Source organism: Spongiibacter sp. UBA1325 (genome assembly GCF_002306875.1).
GTDB lineage: Bacteria > Pseudomonadota > Gammaproteobacteria > Pseudomonadales > Spongiibacteraceae > Spongiibacter > Spongiibacter marinus.
This window is the reverse complement of record NZ_DBTD01000004.1, coordinates 137638-160976: the sequence shown is the minus strand read 5'-3', so window position 1 is coordinate 160976 and position 23339 is coordinate 137638. Positions and strand designations below refer to the sequence as shown.

Genomic DNA, 23339 nt, shown 5'->3' with positions numbered 1-23339 from the left:
AGCTCGTCGGGCTCATAACCCGAAGGTCGTTGGTTCGAATCCAGCCCCCGCTACCAAAAAAAGAAAGGCGAATCATGCGCTAGCAGGTTCGCCTTTTTTATTGCTTAAAACTGCCAGCGCGATCATGCTCGCGCTGGGCATGGTGGGCTTAACCCAGGCCCGACACCGGTATCAACGCACCGTGCATAGCCCTGGCCTGCTCACTGCCGAGGAAGCAGATCACGGCGGCCAGATCAGCCGGCGCTACCCAGCGTGAAGGGTCTACATCAGGCATACCCGCGCGATTCGCTGGGGTATCGATAACGCCAGGCAGCACCGCATTCACATTGATACCTTTCTCTTTCACTTCTTCCGCTAAGCTTTCGGTCAGGCGCATCACACCGGACTTAGAGACAATGTAAGCCCCCATTGATGCAGCGCCGCTGCGCGCGCCAAGCGCGCCGACATTGACGATCGCACCGCGGCCATTGCGAATCATCTCCGGCATCACCCCTCTCACAGCGTTAAGCATCGTCCGCAAATTCATGCTTAACATGTGCTCGAACGCCTCATCGTCGGTTTCCCACACGGTGGGCCCAAATGAGAACCCACCCGCAATATTAAACAGTGCATCCACTCGACCGATGGCCTCAAATTGTGAGCGCGACTGGTCGGCATCGGTGAGGTCTATACAGTAATCACGCACTCCCTCGATGGCCTGACGCTTCTCTAATGGAAGCACATCGATGCGGACCGCCTCTCCACCTTTTTCCAACACTGCCTCAATCACCGCGCTGCCCAATGCACCACAGCCACCGGTAACGGCGACGATCTTTCCCGAGTATTCAAGCATTTCTATGCATTCCCCTTAGCACTCTTTGTATATTCAACGTTCAATGAGTTCGAGCTCAAGGCAACACCCGTGGCCTTGTCCTGAGCACAACGTATAAAGGCGGCGACCTGATCGCCATCCGCCCTTCAATCTACGGCATTAGATCAGGCTCGATCACAGCAACACCACTACAACGCAGGGAGGGGCTATATTTACCCTGACCTCATTACACTTACTTTAACTGGTGCCCACACTCGCCTTGCTCGTCGGAGAAGAGCTGAAGCACCGACTCCTTAATAATTTTCCCAGCGTGATTTCTGCTCAAAGGGCGTGACACAACCCGCCAGCATTCGGGAATCTTAAAGGGTGCGAGGCGTTGGGCGAGCCATTCGCGCATCGCATCTAACGCAAAATCACTCGGCGAATCGACCACGATGACACCCGCAGGAACTTGTCCGTGTATCGCGTGGGGAAGCCCCACCACTGCAGATTCAATAACCCCCACATAGCTGTCCAACATGTTTTCAATTTCAGCAGGATAAATATTTTCTGCGGAGCGGATAATCAAATCTCTGGCCCGGGCATTTACATACAGTAAACCGTTTTCAATACGGCCGATATCACCGGTTTTGTACCATCGATCGTCATCAAAAACGGCGTTTGTCGCGTCCTCGTCATTTACATATTTCTGCATGGTGAATGCGCTTCTAACCCATATCTCGCCTTCCTCACCATCGCCGCAGCATTCGCCAGCAGCGTTTCGTATTTGCAGTGAATGCAGAATATTTACCGACCCCGTCGCCGCCGGGTTTTCCTCAAATTCAGCGCCGCCAAAGCCAACCGGCACTGACACTGTCTCTGTCGCGCCATAACCGATCGACGTATTGCATGCAGCGTTAGGGAATATTTGGCGCAGGGCGCTAACGGTTTTTGGGCTGACTCGGCTGCCACCGAAGGTGATCACGTTAACGGACGACAGGTCGTACTCAACCCGAGAAGCCGTCTCGATAACCATTGGCCCCATTCCGCCGAGCAACGTCCATGTGGTCACCCGCTCAGATTCGATCAGCTTGAGCACAGCCTCGGGGTCAAATCGACCCGGCTGCAGCACCAATTTGTCGCCCATTGCGTAGGTGAACAAAATCAGCCCTCCCACACCTGACATATGGAAAAAAGGCGCGATACCCAACACCGTTGAAGGCGGTTTGTCCTTGAGCGTGAGCCCCATTGTGGCCAAGCCACAGGCCGCGGCGTACTGATTGGTCTGCACAAAACCCAACTCACCGAGATGTGAGATTTGTACCGCCTTGGCGCGTCCGGTTGTTCCACTGGTGAACAGAATTAATGCGGGGTCATCTTCGGCGATGAGGCCCGTGGCCAGTTCAACGGGGGCCTCGTCAGCATGCATTATCTCTCGAATGGAATGCATGGCTGCAGGGCGGCTTGCATCACTCAGGCGCGCCAGTCTTTTATCATCAACCAGCAATAAACGTGGCGATGTTAGCGCCCACGCATCCGCGAACTCCGCCTCTGTCCACCAGCCGTTCATGGCGACAGCCACTCCGCCCAAGCTGGTAATCGACCAGAAGGCAATCACCCACTCCGCACTATTCTCGGCATAGATAGCCACGCGGTCACCCTGACGAACGCCGCACTTATTGCGCAACCACTGAGCCCCGGTTTCTACTCGGGCAATCAGCTCCTCGTAGGTTAACCTCAAATCACCGACGACCAGCGCTTCGCGCCCTGCAAACTGCCGCCCTGCGTAGAGCAGCTGCGTCAGATTTTTATGACGCCTCTTGAACATGGGGTAGCAGTGCCCGCCGACCGTTTCCAGCGTAATTTCGTAGGCTTCCCCTGGCTGGGTTAGGGGTGCATCGGCGAATAACGCAGACATTGTCGCATCTTGCTCAGGCACTACACGACTCACTCTGTTCATGTGCGATCCTTGACGCCGTCTTGTAATCCGGCTTACCACTCGGCGAGCGCGGTATTTTATCAACCAGCACCAAAGCCCGGGGAATCTTATAACCCGCAATGTGTTTGCGGCAGTGAGTCTGAATCGCATCAAGACTTAATTCTTTGCCTTCGCGCAGCTGTACAACCGCTAGCACACGGTTCCCCCAACGCGGGTCTGGCGTGCCTACCACCAGTGCATCAAAGATACTTGCGTGCGCTTTTAGCGCATCCTCAACTTCCTCAGGGAAGACTTTCTCACCACCGCTGTTGATGCAATTCGACCCCCGGCCGAAAACCGTGATGGTATCGTCGCCCTCCAACCGCGCTTCGTCTCCGGTGAGCAACCAGCGTTTGCCCTCAACCACAATAAATGTTCTCGCGGTTTTCTCGGGGTCACCGTAATAGCCCTCGGGAATATGCCCGGAGCGGGCAAAGATGCCCCGCTCTCCGGCTCGCGCTTTTCTATGGGTGCCGTCTTCCTCAAGAATCACATCCATAAACGCGGAGCGCGTGACGTTGCCCAGGCCGCCCTCAGGCTTCCGGCTACCACTATCGGCGCCCATCTGCCCCGACTCAGACGAACCAAAGCTGTTGATAATACGAATGCCGGGAAAGTGAGCGCGAAAACCGTCTTGCTTAATCTGGGAAAACACCGCGCCGCCTGAACTCATTCCAAAGATAGTACTGAGATCCCAGCGGCCTGGGTTTGCCTCCAGGGCATCGAGGAGAGGAATCGCCATTGCGTCGCCAACAATCTGCAGGGCGTTGATTTTTTCTCGCTCGCAAATATCCCACACCTGCTCACCATTTAAGGAATGATGGTGGTTCAGTACCAGCTTGTTACCCGCCAGCAGCTGGATACAGGCATACCACCACGAAGCCCCATGCATAAGTGGCGCCAGTGCAATGCCGGTGACGGGTTGTTCGGCGATTCGCGACACAATATCGCTCGCTTTCTCGCAGGGCCCCAGCGGGGAAAAATGTCCTCCCCCGCCCATTGCCGCAAACAATAGCGCCTTATGGCTCCAGATCACTCCCTTGGGCAATCCGGTGGTGCCCCCGGTATAGAGAATAAAAAGGTCGTCTTCCGAGCGCTCTGCAAAATCCCGCTGCGCTGGCTGACCTTGCAGGGCCTGCTCAAACTCCACAATCTCAGGGGAACTCGCACTGGCGGGCTCAGAGCCGTCTTCAACAGCAATGCAGGCCTTCAAGTCAGACACCGAGTCCGCGATCACCGCCAGATGAGGAACAAACTGTCGATTAAGCACACAGGCGACAAGGTCGGCGTTATCAAAGATATAGCGCAGCTCATCATCCACATAGCGATAGTTCACGTTGATAGGAACCGCGCGGAGTTTAAAGCAAGCCAGCATTGCCTCAAGGTATTCCACGCAGTTGTACATATAGAGGCCCACATTATTACCGGCCTGCACTCCGCGAGACTGCAGAAAATGGGCAAGCTGAGTTGCTCGCTCGTCCAGCTGGGCATATGTTGCCCGCCGATTGCCGCAAACAAGCGCCTCGCGATCCGGAACACGATCAGCAACCGCCTCGATCATGTCCGCCAGATTAAAGTGCATCGCCATAATGTGCTTCACCTCCTATTATTATTCTTTCTAAACAGGGAAAATTTTTTCAAACACGCCCTAGCTTTCGTCTACCGTATAGCCGTAGGCGTTATTGCTGGTTCCAACCCCCCTCGCGTGATATTCAGACTTCATGAGCTCAATAGTGTCAGCTGCCAGCGCATCTGCACTCCGGCCGGGATCAACGCCGTATAACTTGGCGCCATTCAAACCAAAGATGGCGTTCTTAACCGGCCCGTCTTCCGGCCCCAGCGGCGCAAACCCGAAGCGCATCTGCATGTCTTGGGGAATTTCCAACCGGCGCAAGGCTTCTATCTGCCACTGCGGAGAGCCGTACCAAACAGAGTCCGTGCCCCACAGTACGTGATCCACCCCCATCCCCTTTATCAAGGTACCGAGGAACGCCGCACAGAAACGTGGATGAGCCACCGCCGATTGCGCAAATGAGGAACCAATCTCGCCGTAAACATTATTCACGCCGTACTTTTCCGGTATTGCCGCAAGGTCACTCACCCAGGGGATATAGCCGGTGCGTTCAAATTCAGCCATCTCCTTGTCGGGAACTTCCAACCAGGGTCTCAGCGCGGCGTGATAAATAACGAAGTTAATATCGGGCCAATCCTTCGCGGCTTTGGGCACATCATCCACAGTCGCGTACGGCCAGAGGTCCGACATTTCGCTGAGGTAGTTTTTCGGCAGCAAGCCTTTGTGGATACAGATCGTATTGATACCGGACTTCAACATTTTTTCGTAGAAGGGGTACATGAGTTTTTCATCGTCGAGCCGGTATGGCAGGTTCTTAGGATGAAATGGATTGCCCACTGTATAGCCCTTCCAGGCATTGGGCTTGAAGACTTCAATAGACTTATCGACATCATCAAGCCAACCTGGCTGACCCGGTATCACCACACTGTGACAGAGCATTCGCTCAGTGCCCGACAAGCGGTTTACCAGCTCGCGAGTTAATGCCATCTGCTTATTTGAAATCAGCAGCCCGGACAACTCACCTGACGTGGGCGCACTGGAAACCAGACACACCTTGGTATCACTATCGATGAAGACTTCTTTGATGAAATTATCGAAACGATATCGGTCCAGCGTTAAGCCGATATCATCGAACATGTGGGGGTTCCAATGCTCCGCCGCGTAGTCGGCGTAATCAAGCATAAATGGCGTATCGAAATCTTCGTGAACAAAGTGCACCTGGTCATCAAAGATAAACTGCTTAGACAAACGCTTGCGGCGCTCTTCCGCGCGATCAAGCTCAGCAGCCTCCGCGGCGCTCACATTAAATAGCGAGCCATACACAGTATTCATTGCGAGGAACGATGCCGCCATGCCACTGCTACTGCGCAGAAAGTCGCGACGGCTCAGGCCCATTTTTTTACCCTGCTCATCCGCCATTTTATGGATAAGCCCTTCCACCTGCCGCTGCGCGTTGGTGCGCGGCATTGGGTCATATTCACCGTTGGAGATAGAACGTGTTGGAATCGGTGTCGCATCAGCCAGCGTATTCGTCCGGCGAAAGCGCTGGCGTTGCTTTTTAGTAAAAAAATCGACCATAGCTATGCTTCCTTCTTGATGTCACGCATGGTGTCACGCGTATAAGAATCGATGGCGAACTCGCCGTAGCGCGAGTGGCGTTTTCCAAAAAGAACGCGCTCAGCAGTGTTATAGAGAAAGTCTTCTAACAGCCCTTCATCGACATCCAGCTCGTGAGCCTCACGCACACAGCGCTCAATACTGAGAACCGGGTGATCCGAGGCGAACATGACTTTCTTTTTGCCACGCGTTTTCATGAAGTGCAGTAATGACGCGGGGAAATGTCGCGGCGCGTAGGCCGACGTCATCATGTAAAGATTTCGGTACTTGATCATCAAACGAAGAGCGAAATCCCACCACGGGTCTGCGCCGTGCTGCATAATGAGTTTTAACTCGGGAAAATGGTGGCACACCTTATCCAGGTGCATGGGGTTCTGGCACTCGCTTGGCAGAGGAGGCCCGCAGATACCGGTATTGATACCGACGGGCAAATCCATTTCGATGCACTTGCTATAAAACGGGAAATACAATGCTTCGTTGGGCGCCACGTTTAGCTGAAAAGGTGCGACACGCGCCAGCGCCACAGGATACTCTCGGGCCAGCTCTTCCAGCTCCCATAAGGTTTTCATGCCGCGTTTTAAATCGGGAACGACTGCCAGGAAGAAGCGTCCCGGGTAGCGTTTTGGAAAATCCAGAATCCAAGCTTTAGGATCTTCAAGACTGTAGGTAACCAGCGCTTTCTCTACGCCATTACCGTCCATCTCAGCAATCAGCTCATCTGGGGTAATATTTTTGAAAAAGCTGTCATCTCCGCGAAAATAATCGCGTTTCACAGCTTGCATATAATCTAGATCGGCAACGTCACCCATGTTGACGTTGATCCAAGGATCGATGGATGGTTTATAGGCCACGGCAACCTCACAGTGCATTTTACAAATCACTATCGCACGAGGCTGCAGAGGATGCGTTGTCGAAATCCTCCTATGTGGCTATACAAATCTGGTCAATTACTCGATGCCGGAGGAAGCCAAACAACGCGCCGCCTGAAAGGCAAATTTACGATCGCGGTAAGTTCAACATTCGCTCAGCGATGATATTTTTTTGAATCTCCGTGGTGCCACCGCCCAGGGAAACACCGTAGGACCAAAGCAGCCAGTGAGGCCAGCGCCCGGTATCACCCGATAAATTAATACGGTCAGCACCCAGCGCCGACATCGCGATACGGCCGAGTTTTTTTATTAACTCCGAGTAGTGCAGTTTCAATAACGAGCCCTCTGCACCGGGAATACCGGACCGGCGAATTCGTGACACGGCCATTAACGTCATCGCCTGCAAGGCCCTGACTTCGGCTCGAAGCTGCACAATCGCATTCAAATGCCCCTCGCCGCCACCTAGCGTGCGGTAACGCTGCGCAATCGCCTCACCCAGCTCATTCACAGCGCGGGCAAGTTCAATTTGTAAGGGCATAAACGCCGAACCACGCTCAAAGCCCAATTGCCCCATAGCCACTCGCCAGCCATTATTGACCCCGCCCACCACATTGCGAATTGGCACCCTCACATCTTCGTAGAACACCTCGTGAAGGTCATCCCCCGCCGCCATATCTACGATGGGGCGAACCGTAATCCCTGGTGTGTCCATTTTCAGCACAACCCATGACAGGCCATGATGACGTTCGGATTCGGGGTCTGTGCGCACCAGCACCTGCTGGTAATCGGCAAAGCGGGCGAAGCTGGTCCAGATCTTTTGACCATTGATGACCAGCTCATCGCCATCCACAACCGCCCTGGTTCGCAAGGAGGCCAGATCGGAGCCTGCGCCCGGTTCAGAAAAGCCCTGACACCACACCGTCTCTCCTCTCAGAATTGGCGGTAGATATTCCCGCTTCTGCTCATCACTGCCAAAAGCGATAATTGTCGGCCCGCCTAAATTTAGTCCGTTGAAACGGAAGCCCTCGTCCGGCGCCCCTGCCTTGGCGTATTCTTGCAGGAATATCAGCTGCTCGATTGCATCCAGCCCCCGTCCGCCGTACTCCACCGGCCAAGACACGCCCGCCCAACCACCGTCGTACAAACAGCGCTGCCATGCGAGGTCAAAATCTTTCGCTTCAACGGAGGTAGAAGGCGGGCGCGGCTGCGACGGCACATTTTCCTGCAACCATTCGCGCACCTGTGTACGCAGTTGCTCCTGCTCCAATGTGAAAGAGAGATTCATGCCCTATTCGCCTTAAGTAATCCATTATTTAAAACTTACTTTACTCCAGCACTCCGTTGACAGGAACAATAGGACGGGATCAGAATTGATAGGAGTTGTATCTATTTCAGACAATAAAATTAATGGACCCTATTTACACGAGTGCGAGCCCAGCATGCTAAAAGAACAAAAGAATAAGCTAACATTTTACCTTAACCGCATGCGTGAGCGAGGCTATGCAGCACACCGCGTACTAGAAGGAACTCACCTGGACGAGGAAACCGTTACCCACGGTGATTTTAAAGCCAGCGCCGATCAATACCGCATGGTGCTATCCAATATGATCAAGCTTACCCGCCGGCCCTATCTGGGCTTGGAGCTAGGCAACGAAGTCAAAGTAAGTGATCTGGGCGTTCTGGGCTACGCCGCCTTAAGCAGCGCCACGCTGGCCCAAGCCCGCACCGTGATACACCGCTACCATCGGCTAAATGAGCACTTGGTAGTGCCACAAGACTACGTTAGCGGTGATAGCTGGACTTGCGAGGTAAAGGAGTCCTTCCCCTTGGGTAGCTTGTATATGAATGCAGTGGAAGAGTTTGTGTCGCGGGCAGTGACACTCTCTTCGTCACTGACCAATAAGCCATTCAAACCCTTGCGCATACAGTTCAGTTTTCCCGAGCCCGAGCACAGCGATAAATATCGAAAATATTTTGATTGCCCGATTAGTTTTAACCAGCCTTGTGACGTCATTCATTTTGACCGTCAACGATTGCAGGACCCAATAGCACTGGCCGATGAAGATGTTTTTTCAGTGTGTGATCAGCTCTGCCAACAGCTTATCCGTCAAAAGGATGATACCGACGCGATCGCCGAGCGCATTCGTTACATTCTGCTGAATATGCCCGGGAAGTTCCTGTCGATGGAGGACATGGCCGCCCGGCTTTCCCTCGGGCCACGCACCCTCGCTCGGCGATTGCGCGAAGAAAATACCAGCTACCAGGAACTGGTTAATGACACCCGCAAGGAACTCGCCATTCAATACCTGAGCCACACCAGTTTGACCCCCAAGGAGATCGCGTATCTGGTGGGCTTTACCAATGTGAGTAACTTTCGTCGCGCCTTCAAAACATGGACGGGTAAAAAAGTCTCCGAATATCGTTAGCGCTAGTGTGACCAATCCAAGGAATAGACCTGTCGTGTTTGGATACATATTCGTACTGGCGGTCGCTATCTGATCTGACCACAATGACGGTACTTAGAGAGGAGAGCTTGAGCGCTATGGATTACTTGCCAAACGCCGACCAAACCCAAATTGTCGATGCTTTCAAAGCATTTTTGCACTCGGAGTTACCGCTTTCACGACTGGTTGACGCCACCAAGCCACAGGGGGACGCAGCAAGCTGGCAAAACCTCGCAGAACTTGGCTGGCTTTCCATTGCTCAGGATGAAGTCATTGACGGCGCAGGATTAGGCGCCGCTGAAGAAATGTTGCTATTCATCGAGGCTGGCAAAAATCTGATCAGCCCATTGCTTATCGCATCCAGTTTGGGCGCGCGCGTGCTACTCGATGCCAGGCTGGCTGATACCGCCAGGTCACTGATCGATGGCACTTGCCGAATTGCACCGGCCATTGCGCGCCCCGGTGCCGGCATTTCTGATCAGCGCGTAAACGGCGAGTTCTACTTATTGGACGCCGAGCACTGCGATATGTTGCTCGTTGTGACACCCAGCCAAAGCGCCGTGCTACCAATCGATAGTGCCTCGCTTACAAGCCAGCAATGCACTGACGAAAGCCTGTCACTAAACAGCTTACACCTTGTGGATCAAACACCGCTGGCCACCAGTAACGGTCGCGTCTTTGAGCAAGCGTTAATTCTCTGTTCCGCAATGCTAACAGGTATAGCGGAGCAAGCACTTTCCCTCGCCGTGAGCTACGCCAACGAGCGCGAACAATTCGGCAAACCTATCGGCGCGTTTCAATCAATTAAGCACTACTGCGCCGATATGGCGCTGCGACATGAAGCCGCGCTGGCATTAACCACCCAGGCGGCCCTGGAGTTTGATAGCCACCATTCAGAAGCGACCTTCGATGCCCTTGCGGCCAAACTGGCTGCACAAAAAGCGGCAATCGAAAATGCAGAAGCGGCGATTCAAATACATGGCGCGATGGGCTTCACCCGCGAAATGCCCATACACCTGCTGTTAAAGCGCGCCCACATACTCAGCACACTATTCGCTGATGCGGATGCGCTAGTATCCAACCTGACCATATTGCCAGCACCCGAACTATAGGGCATTAGCGCGACGTTTCCCTCCGGCGCCCCCAATCGCTGGAGGCATTACCACAAATACTGTTTCCAAATCGGAAAACGCGGTATCAAAAGGCGCCACATCGAAGTAGGTCTATCGATCTCTGTATTGCCCAATGCAACACTGAGGTCTGGCATGTGTGGCTATAGACATGTGCACCTAAATACAACAAAGCCTCGCCTGGATAGGAAGAGAGAACACCTATGAATGACTGCTACGAATGCGTTGCGGTTGGGCTGTCGTTTCTTGACGAAGCCAGCACCGTGTATCGATGCGAAGAAATTGTAAAAGCCAGTCCCGAGCAAATATTTGATGTCTTCGAAAATGAAATTGCCTGGACACAATGGGCCTTCCCGATACAGCGGGTGGAATGGACATCGCCAAAACCATTTGGCGTGGGCACCACGCGAACCGTTTATATGATGGGCGATATGAAAGTATATGAAGAATTCATTGCCTGGGAACGCGGTAAGCGCATGGCATTTACTTTTGTCGCCTCTAATAAAGAGAACCCAGAAAAATTCCTGGAGGACTACCGCGTAACGGATCTGGGTAATGGTTGCTGCAAAGTCGAGTGGTATATGGCAATGGAGAAGCGCGGCGGCCCCAGTTGGCGCGACATGATCGCCCGCCCCATTATGACTAGGGTCAACCGCAGTATGTTCAAGAAGTTCAGGAAATACACCGAGCGTTATGCGGCGCAGAAGCTAACCCTTCCCCAACCATCAGAGTAGTCATACAAAAAAGCCCCTGACCCCGCGCGACTGGGTCAGAGGCAACAGCCGAAACCTGGGTGGCGGCTCTCAGCTAGGAAGGAATCTTTCAGTGCTCAGGCAACAGGCAGGAATGAATGGACTCTTGTCCCGGGATCTGCCGAGCAAGTGTTTTGATGGCCAACTCGGCCTCCTCTAATTTGAAATTATGGGTGTGCATGGCCTCCAGCGGGTAACGACCGGATTCAATTGTGCGTATTGCCGAGCGATAGCCACTGGAAGTCACACCACTGGCACCCTGTATCGTCAACTCTTTGCCGATCACTTTGTCACTGATAAAACCAGGGACTTCTTTAAACCCCTTCATACCCGCGAGCACAATGGTGCCGCCACGACGCGCAAAGCTGATGGCATCCACTACCGGTTGCGTGGCATAGGGCGTGAGGTCCACCACAATATCCACCCCCTTGCCGCCGGTAATTTCCTTCACCCGCTGTTTCGCGTTTTCATTCTCTACATCAATGGTGTGGTCAGCGCCATAGAGTCGAGCCAGATCGAGCTTATCCGCGTCAGCTTGCAAGCCAGTGACAATGATGGTTCCCGCACCCGCTTCACGGGCAGCAATCACACTGGCCAAGCCGCGCTGGCCCGGCCCCATAATTAAAATGGTATCGCCGAGTTTAGTTTGCGGCAGTTCCACCGCCCAGCGAAAGCCCGCTCCCAAGGGGTTGAACATCACGGCAATTTCAGGCGGCAACTCTGAATCCATTTTATGCACAATGGCGTTTGGATCAATATACATATACTGCGAGTAGGCGCCCCAAAGGCCGGGCGGTAACGAAAGCGGTAAAAACGAATAGACGCGAATATCGCCACAATGCTGATAGCGGCCGCTGTGACAGGTAGAACAGTGATGGCATGCGATCTGGGTCTCAACCGCTACCCGGTCGCCAACGTCCACTCCCCAGCGGTGCGCAGCCTTATCGCCAATCGCAACAATCTTGCCAAGCGGCTCATGCCCGGGTATTGACGGATAAGGCACCGGAAGGTGGCCTTCGTACTGCTCATAGTCGCTGCCGCAAATCCCGCAGGCTTCAACCTGAAGAATCGCGCTTTCGTCATCAATTTGCGGCATTGGGATATCCCGCCCCTCAAGCTGCCTTACTCCGGTTTGCACCATCGCAAAGGATGTTTTCGGTAACGTTGAGAGTGATGACATCGGCCTGCCCCGTTCGTAAGTTCTACGAAAAGGTTACCGATTTGATAAAGCGACTAGAATGGAGATTCCCACCAAGATCATCTGTCCTAAGCGACCACCCCACTCTTCAGTTATCGGGCTGCAAGGGCGGCATCTCATCACAGTAGAACGGACCGCTGAACTCAAGCAGGACCTGAGGCATTTGAATCACTTCGGCAAGCTCATCACCCTGGTATAGCGTAAACGTAGCCGCGGCCTTCATCGACTTCATATACTTTTGCTCGCCACCAAAGATGATCACCGACGGGAAAGCCTGAGAGTAAAAATCACTTAACGCAGAGCGCGCCTCCATCACCATTTTGTAACGCAGTTTACGCATCTCCACCTTCAGATAGCCGGCGCAGGAGTCGTACTCTCGCTTTACCGTAAGATTGTTAAAGGTGGGGTAAAAAATCAGGTCGTGGTCCTTTGAAATATAGCGCCCGCCCCACATTTCAATGCTGGATGTACCCACTTTTGCCCCCGTCAGCATGTAGTGGAGGTGATCCGAGACTCCCATGCTATAGATCATGCCGTTGCTCGATTCCTTGTCGTACCACCCCTTATCGAGCTGCGTATAACCGGTACCGCTGAGCGACTGCTCGCCGTCGGAAAAACGGTATAGCACCGGCGTGCCAACGGTATACAAGAACCACTTACCGCCCACCCCCGGTAGCTCGGGCACAAAACTGAACGGCGTTTGGCCCGGGTTTGAACCGTGCCAGTAGTGAGCGTGTTCACCATTCCAGCGCATAGTGAAATGAAAGTCGTCATGGGTGACCATGAGCATATCGTTATTGGCAACCACGATGCCCGGTACCTCGTAGTGAAACTGCTCGGCATCGTCATACCCCCGCAGAATCAGGTCGTCGCGAAAAATGTCGTATTTAACCGTTTTTCCCTGCAAGGGCGTGAACGCCAGATGTATATACGCTTTTGCATTGGCCTGTTTAAAATCCGGCGCAATATAGGTTTGCAAACTAATTTTAAACAGGCCCACGCCGGGCACGCCAACATTGTAAAACCACTGTTCCGCCCAGGTTTTGTCGGAACTGGGGTGGTGCGGCCGAAGGTCTTCAAGGGTAGTGCCAAACAGCGCCGAAGGCATGAGTAGGCATACGGTGATCAGTAGCTGGCGTAGCAGTATTGTTTGCATGATGAGGTTCCTGATGCATGGGCTTCGTTTATTAGAATGCCAACATGCTAGATAGCCCATTTACCCGCTAAAACCGCGCCGCCGCAGAATATTGCATCCCAGCCCGCCAAGCTTATATCCGTTATCGCCACGAAACCTTCCTTGGTACTAATTGCCCACCGCAATCGGCGTCATATGTACTGTCCGCGTGAATAGCGCGTTTCTAGTATCACCTACTAGGTCACCGCCGCATACAGGGGGAAAGAACTCAATGACAATAATAAAAAGACAAGCAACACTGAGAGTACTCATACCAACGCTAGCCGGAGTCACCATAGCCGGCGTGCCCGAAAGCTTCGCAAACACCACCGGAAAACGCGCCGTACTTGAGGAAGTAGTGGTGACCGCACGTCGCCGCTCGGAAAACCTTCAGGAGACCCCAGTCGCCGTATCGGCGATTAGTGGCGACGACATGCGCGAGCAAGGCCTTACGACAACCGCGGATCTCACACGCTCGGTGCCAAGCCTGCAGATCGGCAAGGCCTCCACGACGCAGATATTCATTCGCGGCATTGGAGAACGCACCGGGTTCAGCCGCGTTGATCCCGGCGTCGGTGTTTATCTCAACGGCCTCTATATACCCAGAGTCGATGGGCAGCTATTTGACACGGTAAATTTGAAAGCAGTGCAGGTTTTGCGCGGTCCTCAGGGGTCGCTGTTTGGCAAGAATACCACCGGCGGTGCAATGCTACTCACCCTGCAGGAACCGGCGGAGGAACGTTCTGGCTTTATCGAGGGCGGAATCGGCAGCTTCGAATTATTGCAGGGTAAAGTGGGATTCTCCCTCCCCCTTAGCGATAGTTTACGCGCAAGCTGGGTTCTGGCCGGCATCAACGATGAGGGATTTCTGGAAGACAAGGCCACCGGCGAACATTTTTCCTCCAATAACCGTCAGTCCTTCATCGCCCAACTGCAGTGGGACGCCAGCGAATCGATCACCAACGACTCGTTTCTCTACTACGGCAAGATTGATGAAAAACGCCCCGGCCGAAGTTGCGAGATGATTGATGAAAATGCGCTACTCGTAAAGGGACTTCAAGTTGCCTGGCCAGGAGATACCAACCCGGGTGACCTGTCGGCGTTTCGTGAAAATTGTGAAAAAAATCCGCCCAGTTTAATAGAAAAGGGCGAGCTGTCTCTCGGCAAAAACCCTCAGGCTGACTACGAATACCAAGGCCTCACCCTCGGTAATTCAACGGCGTGGGCGATAACCGACGACTATGGCCTCAAGCTGATTCTGGGTATACAAGACGCCGTGGAAAAGCCCAACCAGGTGAGCGACTCCGATGGCGGTCCGGCCGATTTCCTTGAAACGTCTTCCGTCGATGATAGCGACCGTCGAACTTACAGTGCGGAATTGCAGTTTAATGGCTCAGCCCTGGACAGCCACCTCAATTACACCACCGGGCTGTACTGGCTAAAGGAAAGCATCACCGATTCACTAATGACCTTCACCAGCCTGCTCGGGTTTGACGCCTTGGTACTGGCACAACTGGGGCTGGGCCAGTACCCGGATGCTCCCCCTCTCCTTGGAACCTTGCCGGTAGTTGGTGCGCTGGCAGGCCCGGTTGCGCTGTCACAGTTTCAGCTCAATAACGAAGCAAGAGGCGCCTATTTCCAGGGTTCTTACGACTTCACGAATAATTTGCAGTGGACGCTGGGAATTCGTTATACCGAAGAAGAGAGAGCGACAGACCTGGTATATACCGGTGCCGACATGGCAGCCATTAGCGCGGTCATATCCGCACACCCATTATTTGGCCCAGCGGTACCGGGTGTTACTGACGGCCTTCATCCCTTTCTGGGACCGTGGGCGCTGGATCCAGTACAAATTGCCATGGACCTTTTCCCAGACAATGATAGCGACGGCGTTCCGGATTTCCCGCTTGATCATGCGGCGGCAACGCGGCAGAGCGCCGGCATTACCTTTTACGAAACATCGCCCATGACCTCGCTGGCCTATGTGCTGCCGGAGGCATGGCTCGATGACAGCTGGATCAACTCTGCCATGGTCTACGGCACCTGGAGCAATGGTTTTAAGTCTGGCTTTTTCGAGCCTCGCGGCGCCGACGGACTGGTATTTATCAAACCGGAGCGCGTCGAGAATATAGAGCTCGGTTTCAAAATTGATGCCTTCGAGCGCAGCGTTCGCGTCAATGGCGCGCTCTACCAGATGCGCTACGACAATATTCAGCTGATACAGGTTGATACCGATAGTGAGAACAATCTGGCGGTCACCATGGATAACGCCGGTGCCGCCACCATCGAGGGGGTAGAGCTTGAAGCCACCTGGCTGCCACTGCCCGGCATGATGATCAACGCCGCGTTCAGTTATAACGCCTATGATTTCACCCAATTCAGCGACCGCGATTTGCTGGCGCTGGCGGTAACCGGCGAGAAAGTCGAAATAGACCGAACCGACGAGTCCTTTCCTGTTGTGCCGGAAACGACATTTTTTCTGGGCGCACAATACGACTTCGAAACCGGCTTCGGCACCTTAACGCCACGGTTTGATATGAATTATAAGAGCGATATTTACTACGGTATCGACAACAAGGCCTGGCTTGCCTATCAACGTGACAAAGAACTGGCGGGCACGCCGGCCTTTGTCACCGTAAACGCAAGGTTGATGTGGCGATCACCACAAGGAGGCACAACGGTGACTGCCTATCTGCGCAATGTTACCGACGAGGTCTACCCTGAAGGCGGCTCGGCGACGGCAGAAACCCTGGGTAATAAGATCATTACACCGGGAGCGCCACGAGCCTGGGGACTGGAATTCCGCCGCGAGTTTTACTAGCGGGTTCTGATAGCGTCTCTCCGTGAAACGGCTTGCTGAAGAAAACAACATTTCGCAAGCCAAGCACTAGTTGACGCATTCCCTCACTCACCGCACCGGTGAATGCTCAGTCACCCACTATCGCTCGCTGCGCCTCAGTGTAAGCTCGCAACCCCGAGGCAACGATAATTGCGGTGAGCGGATAGAAGATCGCCGCGGTCAGCGCCATTGAATAATTCAGAGCACTGTCGGCACCGAATACAAAATCAGTGAAAAACGCGATACAGGTACCACCCAGTGCCAGCCCAAACAGATTCGTAGAAAAGACGAATAGCGCCGATACCTGAGCCCGCATGAGACTTGGGGTGATTAGCTGAAGCGCCGCCAGCCCCACCCCGGCGTGGGCAAACTGCAAAAACTGCGCAACTGCATACAACAACAACGCACCCGCGGCCGTCGGCATCAGCGGCGCAAGTGTGGCTGGCACGGCAAGCACCGCCGCAACCAGCGCCACAAACCGCAGGTTGGCATCACGATAACCACGCCGTTCCAGCCAGTCGGCCATCGGGGCGCCGGAGAGTGTTCCCAGGGTGCCGGCACCGATAAATATCAGCCCCAGCCATGCGCCGCTCTCGGCTTTCTGCATACCGTAGGTACGCAGCATAAATTCAGGTAACCACACCAACATGCCGTAGCCGATAACCGACATTGTGGACATGCCAAGAATCACACCGATATAGGCACGGCGATGCTTCTTTAGATACTGGATAATTTCTTTAACCGGCGCGGCTTCGTCGCCGTCAAGCGCAGTCTTCTGCCGTGTCGGCTCTTTTACCAGAAGCAGTAGCAAGGCGACCAGAAAACCCGGCAGGCCAACAGTGATAAAGGTGAGTTGCCAGGGCTTGATGTGCAAACCCAGTGCGGGAATGTCCAAACCGCCCATTGCCACATACTGCTCGAACAGCCAACCCCCTAAAATAAACGAGCCGCCGCTACCAATCGCGATACCAGACGCGTAAATGGCTGTGGCATATTTTAACCGGCGTGGCGGGAAGTAATCTGCCAGTAGCGAGTATGCCGCTGGCGACAATGCCGCCTCACCCACCCCGACACCCACGCGCGCTGCGAACAGCGCAGGAAAGCTTTTTGCCAATCCACACAGACCAGTCATCAGGCTCCATAAGGTGATGCCGGTAGCGATAATGCGGATACGGGAGTAGCGGTCTGCCAGCCACGCGATCGGCAGCCCGAGCACAACGTAAAACAACGTAAACGACCAACCATGCAAGATACTGAACTGAAAGTCGCTGAGACCAAACTCCTCGCGGATCGGCCCCACCATTAACGAGAGAATATTCCGATCCACGAAGGAGAGAATATAGGCAACCACCAAAATGCCCAGTACATAATTTGCAACGAGCGGACGCGGGTAGGGAGTATTGTTTACAGCGGTCATATCAGTTCCTTTGGCACGGTTACACTGTTTAAGCCTGACTCAGTATTCGATTCCGATGACGGATACTGCGCAGCCAGTAGGGAAGCCGCCGATATTGTGTGACAAGGCAGTGGTCGGTCGCTTACGGGTACTGCGCTCACCCGCCCGGCCTTGCAACTGCAGTACATTCTCCACAATCATTCGCACCCCACTCGCCCCTGTTGGGTGACCAAAAGCTTTCAAGCCGCCGTCGGTATTGACCGGTAGCTCACCGTCCAGCGCAAAGTAGTCACTCTCTATATATTCCTTGGCACTGCCCTTTTCGATGAAGCCGAGGTCTTCATAGCTGAGCAGCTCGGTTAACGTGAAGCAGTCGTGTACCTGAGCAATATCAATCTGCTTGGCCGGATCATCGATGCCTGCCATCGCATACGCTTCCTTCGAGGCATTTTCCGTGGCTTTCCACCGGCAAAAATCAAAATCCGGGTCGCTGTTAGGGTCCGGTGCACAGCCGCTGCCAATGCCCTTGATGTACACAGGGTCGTCGCGAAAATTGCGCGCTCTGTCAGCGCGCGTCAGCACGAGAACCGCACAGCCGTCTGTTTGTGCCGCACAGTCATACAAGCCAAAGGGCCAGGAGATCATCCTGCCGTTGAGGGCCTCTTCTACGGTAATGCGCTTTTTCAAGAAGGACTTCGGCGCCAGCGAACCATTGTGATGATTCTTTACCGCGATCCGCGCCAGGTGTTCACGGCTCGCACCATAGCGCTCAAAATAAGGCTGGGCGCACACGGCAAACCAACCCGCGGGGGTTGCCGGCAAGCTGCGTACATCCCGAATATTCACTGACGGACCAGAGACGCCGCGGTCCTTTGGCTTGTCATAGCCGACTACGAGCACAGTCTCATATACGCCCGCCGCAATTGACATCGCTGCCGCGCGCACCGCCTCGGTCCCGGTGGCGCAGTAATTAAGTACCGAGGTGAGTGGCTTGTATAACTTCAACGACTCAGAGACTTCAACCGGGCCGTTTTTACTGTAAAGGGAACCGCAATAAATGGCGTCTATTTGCTTGTTTGGATCGTCAATACCGGCATCGGCATAGGCCTCGTAGGCCGCATCAACAATCATATCTTCTTCGCTGCGATCCCAGTTTTCACCGAATTTGCAGCACCCAACACCCACAATTGCGGCCTTGTTTTTCAAACTCATGCTCAGCCCTCGTCAGTGTTTACAGCTTGCGTGTTAGGAATACACTTCCAGAAATAGTTGGGCCGCTGGCCCACCTTGTGAATGCAGCGAAATACAAATTGCAGCGACATCCCGCAATGCAAGGTTTCACTGGCACACTCGGTCACCTGCATGTGAAAACGCGGCCCCGGCGAACCATCGGCCCGTTCTACTTCGACGATACCGGCAAGGGTGGGAGGCTCCGGCGCGGGATAAAACGCATCGCGGGTGTAGGTCAGTAACCGAGCCCGATCATCCGCATAACGTGCAGGCTGCCACTTATCGAGGCTGCCGCAGTGACCGCACACTCGCCCTTTCGGGAACTGGTGGGTTCCACAGCCGCTGCACACCTGGCCGGCGAGAGAAAGGTTTTCATCGCGATTGCGATACTGCACCGTGGCCGAAATTCCCTGGTCATCAGCCTCGGGATATTCACTGGTGGTCATGCCCCGCGCCGAGAGGTAGCTGTCGTAGTGCTTAATGGTTCTACGCCTCGCCAGCAGTTCATCGGTGCGCTGGTGTGGCGCGGCATGTGCCAACACGCGCAGCGCCATCGCGTCGGCGCCGTCACCATAGCTTGTCACCATCAGGCGATCGCCTATATCAGCAGACTCCATCGCGGCGACCAGTTGAATCAAAGAAAAACTCGCACCGGTATTACCCAGCTTTCCAAACCAGGCCGGCTGAAGTTTGTCTTTAGCCACAGAGAGCTTTGCCGCCATACCGGCGTGGCTGCGCGCATCGGGGGCGTACAAACAACAACGGTCAAAGGCATCGGGGCGGGTATTGAGCTGGTCACAAAGCGCCGTTACCGCCGCTACCGAGACGTCCGTATAGCCGTGCTGTTTGACAAAACGGTCTTCCCAACTATGGATAAAGCGGTCGCCAGGGCGACGCCAAATATCCATCATTTCGTTGCTGACAGAAGCAAAGCCAAGCCCCTCAGCCTTCAGGTTTTCGGCGCTGACCAACACAGCAGCCGCGCCGTCGCCGCCGTCATTCTCGGCGGTACTGCGCGGCGCCGCCATACGGCAATCCGCGGCTACGACTAACACTGCCTTCAAGCCGCCGGCGCCCACCATATCAAACGCCTGTTGCAGAGCGCTTGTGCCTGCGCGCAACGATCCGGTGAGATCCGCGGTGCGGATGTCAGTGCGTAGATCCAACGCACGCGCAACAATGCTTGCGCCCTGTTTCTCGGCATACGGCAGGCTGGTACTGGCTAGAATCAAGCCGTCGATACGATGGCGGTCTATGCCCGCCAGGCAATTACGTGCGGCGGCGACCGCGAGGGTAATCGCATCTTCGTCATACCAGGCGATGGCTTTCTCTGGCCCGCCCGCCTTTGCCCCCCGCCCGTGTATAACCGCCAGCGGCAGACGCGTATAGGGCAGGTATGCACCGGCCGCTTCAATACCAACCTGCATGGTCTACCCCTTGCTCTTGGCTGCTTCAGCCGCTATCGATTTCACACCTTGGTGAAAGGGGTAGGGTTTGCCCATCACGCCAAAGGCGCCAAACTCAGAGGGGATATGCATTTGGAAATATTGACGAATACTATCGATATCCCAGCCGCCCTCTCGAATAACGGTTTTACCGTAGTGCGGCTGCACCATATGAGAAATACGTTCGCCGCCGGTACCGAAAACCTGACCGGTCACATTGTCGGCTTCGTCACTACACAACCAACAGACCATCGGGCCATTCGCGGCGGGATCGAAGTAGGGCATCTTGTCGGCGTCTTTAAAGGTGGCCGACATATGGGTGGTCGCCAAGGGGCCAATGGCGTTCACGCGAATACCTTTGCGCGCCAACTCTAACGCCCAGGTATAGGTCATCGAGGCAATCGCGCCTTTGGCTGCTGAGTAGTTGGTTTGGCCAAAGTTGCCAAACTGCGCGCCAGACGTGGTATTCAGAATCGCGCCCCCGCCACCCTGCTCAATCATCTTGCGAGCGGCCGCCTGTGAGCACCAGAACGTTCCCATAACGTGTATACGCCAAACCAACTCAAAGTCGTCGTCTTCAAGCTTGATCAGCGTTTTATCACGCACGACACCCGCATTGTTAATCATGATATCGATCTTCCCGAAGGCATCGCAGCAGGCCTGAACAAGACTCTCACAACCACTGCGCGTGCCAATATCTGCGGCACTGGCAATCGCCTTTCCGCCCTGCTCAACCAGCGCGTCGGCAAGTGCCTGCGCCGCCTCTATGTCAATATCATTCACAACCACTGCCGCCCCATTGGCCACCAGGTGTTCGCAATGTCCCTTGCCAATTCCGCGTGCGCCACCGGTCACTACAGCAGCCTTTCCTTCAAGCAGTTTCACAATCGTTATCTCCTATTACTGTTCATTGTAGGGATGCCACTGCGGCGTTCGGCGCTGTAGATGCGCCATTCGTCCCTCTTCTAAATCCGGGTGATCATTGTGGCTGAGCATCAGCGCCCAGGTGTCCGAAAGCGCTTGCTCCAAGCCCACATTCAGGCTCTGCCAGATGGCTTGTTTGGTACGGGCAAGTGCGGTTGGTGAATGCGCCGAAATTTTTGTGGCCAGCTCCAAGCCGCGCTCCTGTAGCGCATCGTCAGCGACGACCTCACCGACCAGCCCGCAGGCCAATGCCTGTTGACTGCTCATGCGCTCGGCGCCGCCTAACAGCGACAAGCGCAATACCGTTTCCAACGGCAGCCGCCGCACCAAGCCGACAGGCTCCAGGCCAGCAATCAAACCGAGCTTTACGTGGGGATCAAAAAATGTGGCGCGTTCGGAGGCCACCACTAAGTCGCTGTCAGCAATGAAGTGGAAGCCGCCCCCGCATGCGATGCCATTCACGGCGGTGACTACTGGCTTCCAACACTGCTTCTGAATGGCTGTTATTCGAAATAGCGGCGAGGCGTCCATGCCGGTGCAATACAGCTTTTCGATTTTTTCCGGCGACACGTCAGACAGGTCCATACCCGTACAGAATGCCTTGTTGCCCGCCCCGGTAAGCAGTACTGACACCACCGACGTGTCCTGCTTAATTTCGTCCCACACCTGATCCAGCTCCTGCATCATGGTGTAGTTGAAGGCATTGTTATGCTCGGGGCGATTAAGCGTGACAATCGCTACCTTGCCGGATTTCTCATAGTGAACGGTATCGCCTTTCATATGATTCCCCGTATCGATGCAGTTAGTTATCAGGCCGCGAAGGGGTCAGCCACGGCAATCAGGTCATCGCTATCCAGTACCGCCGCGGCGACGATGTCTTCCAGCCTGCGGCTATCCAGCCAGTTCAGCTGCTGCTGTTTCGCGCGACGGAAGAACAACTGAATGTCGTACTCCATGGTGAAACCAATACCGCCATGGATCTGCTCTGCCTTCGCGGTCACTTCTCGCGCCACCTTGCAGGCAAACAACTTCGCCGCGGCGGCCAGGGTTTCATAGGGCTGACCATTGGCGTGGGCCCACGCGGCTTCCTGTACCAGCAGGCGAGCCCCGTCGATCTCCGTTGAGCAGTCCGCCAGGTAGTGACCAATCGCCTGAAAGGCGCCGATAGGCTTGCCGAATTGCTCGCGATCCTGGGCATACTGAACGGTGATTTCCAAGGCACGTTGAGCAAGACCAACGGCGCGCGCCGCCTCCAAAATCAACCCTTGCATCACCGCCCGGTGCCAGACATCCCAGCCAGTACCCGCTACGCTCACACACTGCTCTGCAGCCACGTCAACGTTGTCGAACTGCACAAGATACTGCGTGTCTGACGCCATCGAGAGCTCTTGTTTCAGGCTCACTCCCGGTGCCGAGCGATCTACCAAAAATAAATCGATTGCCTCCGGCGCATCTCCGCTGCGCGCCAACACCAACAATTTTTGCGCCGCACTGGCGAAAAAGACATGACGTTTCGAACCATTCAGCCTGACACCATCGTCCATTTTTTCGGCTCGCAGCTGCACACCTTCCGGCTCGAACCCGCCGCCGGTTTCTAGCCAGGCGGGAGCAATAATCAGCTCGCCTGAGGCAATTTCGGTCAACAGCCTTTGGCTGCTCGGCATTTCTTCCTGATCCGCCAGCACCAACGCCGCTAATACCGAGGAACCAAAGTGCGGGCTCGGCGCGAGTGCGCGGCCAAACTCTTCATACATTGCCGCGTTCTCCAGCATACTTACCGGCGTGCCACCCAACTCTTCCGCGACAAAAGTGCCCATCAGCCCGGTTTCGCGCAGCGCATCCCAAAATGGCTGGTGATAGCCTTTTGCATCGTCTTCCATTTGTCTCACGATGTCGGTGGTACAGTGGTCTTCGCAAATACCGCGCACCAAATCGGCAACCGCTGTTTGATCTTCACTACGATCTAATTTCATAACCTAT

At 54.6% G+C, this 23339-nt stretch carries 18 protein-coding genes; 4 read left to right on the top strand and 14 right to left on the bottom strand.

All coding sequences use genetic code 11. From position 1 onward, the window contains the following. Positions 1-148: 148 nt before the first annotated feature. The 6 genes from B3K78_RS03635 to B3K78_RS03610 all read right to left on the bottom strand — a co-directional run bounded on the left by B3K78_RS03635 (position 149) and on the right by B3K78_RS03610 (position 8112). A complete protein-coding gene (locus tag B3K78_RS03635) occupies positions 149-832 on the bottom strand; it encodes an SDR family NAD(P)-dependent oxidoreductase (RefSeq protein WP_286694334.1) in 684 nt (227 codons plus the stop codon). Between the two features lie 211 nt (positions 833-1043). Continuing rightward, the gene (locus B3K78_RS03630) at positions 1044-2750 is read right to left on the bottom strand and encodes a class I adenylate-forming enzyme family protein (RefSeq protein WP_286694333.1); all 1707 of its coding nucleotides are present in this window, start codon (positions 2748-2750) and stop codon (positions 1044-1046) included. Then, complete coding sequence (locus tag B3K78_RS03625; protein WP_286694332.1) at positions 2722-4356, bottom strand: acyl-CoA synthetase; 1635 nt, start codon at positions 4354-4356, stop codon at positions 2722-2724. The genes B3K78_RS03630 and B3K78_RS03625 overlap by 29 nt, the downstream gene beginning before the upstream one ends. Before the next feature lie 60 nt (positions 4357-4416). Continuing rightward, a complete protein-coding gene (locus B3K78_RS03620) occupies positions 4417-5919 on the bottom strand; it encodes an amidohydrolase family protein (RefSeq protein WP_286694331.1) in 1503 nt (500 codons plus the stop codon). A 2-nt stretch (positions 5920-5921) separates the two neighbouring features. After that, the gene (locus tag B3K78_RS03615) at positions 5922-6809 is read right to left on the bottom strand and encodes an amidohydrolase family protein (RefSeq protein WP_286694330.1); all 888 of its coding nucleotides are present in this window, start codon (positions 6807-6809) and stop codon (positions 5922-5924) included. Positions 6810-6954: 145 nt separating this feature from the next. Then, positions 6955-8112 carry an acyl-CoA dehydrogenase family protein gene (locus B3K78_RS03610; RefSeq protein ID WP_286694329.1) on the bottom strand — a complete coding sequence of 386 codons (1158 nt, stop codon included), beginning with the start codon at positions 8110-8112 and terminating at the stop codon, positions 6955-6957. A gap of 154 nt (positions 8113-8266) precedes the next feature. Here B3K78_RS03610 and B3K78_RS03605 point away from each other — a divergent pair, with 154 nt between their 5' ends. The 3 genes from B3K78_RS03605 to B3K78_RS03595 all read left to right on the top strand — a co-directional run bounded on the left by B3K78_RS03605 (position 8267) and on the right by B3K78_RS03595 (position 11135). Continuing rightward, on the top strand, positions 8267-9253 hold the full coding sequence (locus tag B3K78_RS03605; RefSeq protein WP_286694328.1) for an AraC family transcriptional regulator: 987 nt from the start codon (positions 8267-8269) through the stop codon (positions 9251-9253). Positions 9254-9369: 116 nt separating this feature from the next. Then, positions 9370-10383 carry an acyl-CoA dehydrogenase family protein gene (locus B3K78_RS03600; RefSeq protein WP_286694327.1) on the top strand — a complete coding sequence of 338 codons (1014 nt, stop codon included), beginning with the start codon at positions 9370-9372 and terminating at the stop codon, positions 10381-10383. A 221-nt stretch (positions 10384-10604) separates the two neighbouring features. After that, a complete protein-coding gene (locus tag B3K78_RS03595; protein WP_286694326.1) occupies positions 10605-11135 on the top strand; it encodes an SRPBCC family protein in 531 nt (176 codons plus the stop codon). Between the two features lie 88 nt (positions 11136-11223). Here the strand turns inward: B3K78_RS03595 and B3K78_RS03590 are convergent, their stop codons facing one another. After that, positions 11224-12333, bottom strand: a complete 1110-nt coding sequence (locus B3K78_RS03590) for a zinc-dependent alcohol dehydrogenase (protein ID WP_286694325.1) — start codon at positions 12331-12333, stop codon at positions 11224-11226. A gap of 106 nt (positions 12334-12439) precedes the next feature. Then, complete coding sequence (locus B3K78_RS03585; protein WP_286694324.1) at positions 12440-13507, bottom strand: hypothetical protein; 1068 nt, start codon at positions 13505-13507, stop codon at positions 12440-12442. Between the two features lie 250 nt (positions 13508-13757). Between B3K78_RS03585 and B3K78_RS03580 the strand changes: the two genes are divergently transcribed. Continuing rightward, positions 13758-16346, top strand: a complete 2589-nt coding sequence (locus B3K78_RS03580) for a TonB-dependent receptor (RefSeq protein ID WP_286694323.1) — start codon at positions 13758-13760, stop codon at positions 16344-16346. A gap of 106 nt (positions 16347-16452) precedes the next feature. On the opposite strand, the gene B3K78_RS03575 is transcribed toward B3K78_RS03580, so the two are convergent. The 6 genes from B3K78_RS03575 to B3K78_RS03550 are packed head-to-tail and all read right to left on the bottom strand — an operon-like array spanning position 16453 to position 23332. Beyond that, on the bottom strand, positions 16453-17781 hold the full coding sequence (locus B3K78_RS03575) for a spinster family MFS transporter (protein ID WP_286694322.1): 1329 nt from the start codon (positions 17779-17781) through the stop codon (positions 16453-16455). A gap of 39 nt (positions 17782-17820) precedes the next feature. Then, complete coding sequence (locus B3K78_RS03570) at positions 17821-18972, bottom strand: thiolase C-terminal domain-containing protein (RefSeq protein ID WP_286694321.1); 1152 nt, start codon at positions 18970-18972, stop codon at positions 17821-17823. 2 nt (positions 18973-18974) lie between these two features. Then, the gene (locus B3K78_RS03565) at positions 18975-20417 is read right to left on the bottom strand and encodes a zinc ribbon domain-containing protein (RefSeq protein WP_286694320.1); all 1443 of its coding nucleotides are present in this window, start codon (positions 20415-20417) and stop codon (positions 18975-18977) included. A 3-nt stretch (positions 20418-20420) separates the two neighbouring features. Next, complete coding sequence (locus tag B3K78_RS03560; protein WP_286694319.1) at positions 20421-21320, bottom strand: SDR family NAD(P)-dependent oxidoreductase; 900 nt, start codon at positions 21318-21320, stop codon at positions 20421-20423. 15 nt (positions 21321-21335) lie between these two features. Next, on the bottom strand, positions 21336-22139 hold the full coding sequence (locus B3K78_RS03555; RefSeq protein ID WP_286694318.1) for an enoyl-CoA hydratase/isomerase family protein: 804 nt from the start codon (positions 22137-22139) through the stop codon (positions 21336-21338). Between the two features lie 29 nt (positions 22140-22168). Beyond that, the gene (locus B3K78_RS03550; protein WP_286694317.1) at positions 22169-23332 is read right to left on the bottom strand and encodes an acyl-CoA dehydrogenase family protein; all 1164 of its coding nucleotides are present in this window, start codon (positions 23330-23332) and stop codon (positions 22169-22171) included. Between the last annotated feature and the right edge of the window lie 7 nt (positions 23333-23339).

Excerpts from the sequence above, each read along its gene's own strand:
- B3K78_RS03605 (WP_286694328.1), top strand. The coding sequence starts at position 8,267 with ATGCTAAAAGAACAAAAGAATAAGCTAACATTTTACCTTAACCGCATG.
- B3K78_RS03570 (WP_286694321.1), bottom strand. The coding sequence starts at position 18,972 with ATGAGTTTGAAAAACAAGGCCGCAATTGTGGGTGTTGGGTGCTGCAAA.
- B3K78_RS03585 (WP_286694324.1), bottom strand. The coding sequence starts at position 13,507 with ATGCAAACAATACTGCTACGCCAGCTACTGATCACCGTATGCCTACTC.
- B3K78_RS03635 (WP_286694334.1), bottom strand. The coding sequence starts at position 832 with ATGCTTGAATACTCGGGAAAGATCGTCGCCGTTACCGGTGGCTGTGGT.
- B3K78_RS03580 (WP_286694323.1), top strand. The coding sequence starts at position 13,758 with ATGACAATAATAAAAAGACAAGCAACACTGAGAGTACTCATACCAACG.
- B3K78_RS03630 (WP_286694333.1), bottom strand. The coding sequence starts at position 2,750 with ATGAACAGAGTGAGTCGTGTAGTGCCTGAGCAAGATGCGACAATGTCT.
- B3K78_RS03590 (WP_286694325.1), bottom strand. The coding sequence starts at position 12,333 with ATGTCATCACTCTCAACGTTACCGAAAACATCCTTTGCGATGGTGCAA.
- B3K78_RS03550 (WP_286694317.1), bottom strand. The coding sequence starts at position 23,332 with ATGAAATTAGATCGTAGTGAAGATCAAACAGCGGTTGCCGATTTGGTG.
- B3K78_RS03555 (WP_286694318.1), bottom strand. The coding sequence starts at position 22,139 with ATGAAAGGCGATACCGTTCACTATGAGAAATCCGGCAAGGTAGCGATT.
- B3K78_RS03595 (WP_286694326.1), top strand. The coding sequence starts at position 10,605 with ATGAATGACTGCTACGAATGCGTTGCGGTTGGGCTGTCGTTTCTTGAC.
- B3K78_RS03620 (WP_286694331.1), bottom strand. The coding sequence starts at position 5,919 with ATGGTCGATTTTTTTACTAAAAAGCAACGCCAGCGCTTTCGCCGGACG.
- B3K78_RS03625 (WP_286694332.1), bottom strand. The coding sequence starts at position 4,356 with ATGGCGATGCACTTTAATCTGGCGGACATGATCGAGGCGGTTGCTGAT.
- B3K78_RS03600 (WP_286694327.1), top strand. The coding sequence starts at position 9,370 with ATGGATTACTTGCCAAACGCCGACCAAACCCAAATTGTCGATGCTTTC.
- B3K78_RS03565 (WP_286694320.1), bottom strand. The coding sequence starts at position 20,417 with ATGCAGGTTGGTATTGAAGCGGCCGGTGCATACCTGCCCTATACGCGT.
- B3K78_RS03575 (WP_286694322.1), bottom strand. The coding sequence starts at position 17,781 with ATGACCGCTGTAAACAATACTCCCTACCCGCGTCCGCTCGTTGCAAAT.
- B3K78_RS03610 (WP_286694329.1), bottom strand. The coding sequence starts at position 8,112 with ATGAATCTCTCTTTCACATTGGAGCAGGAGCAACTGCGTACACAGGTG.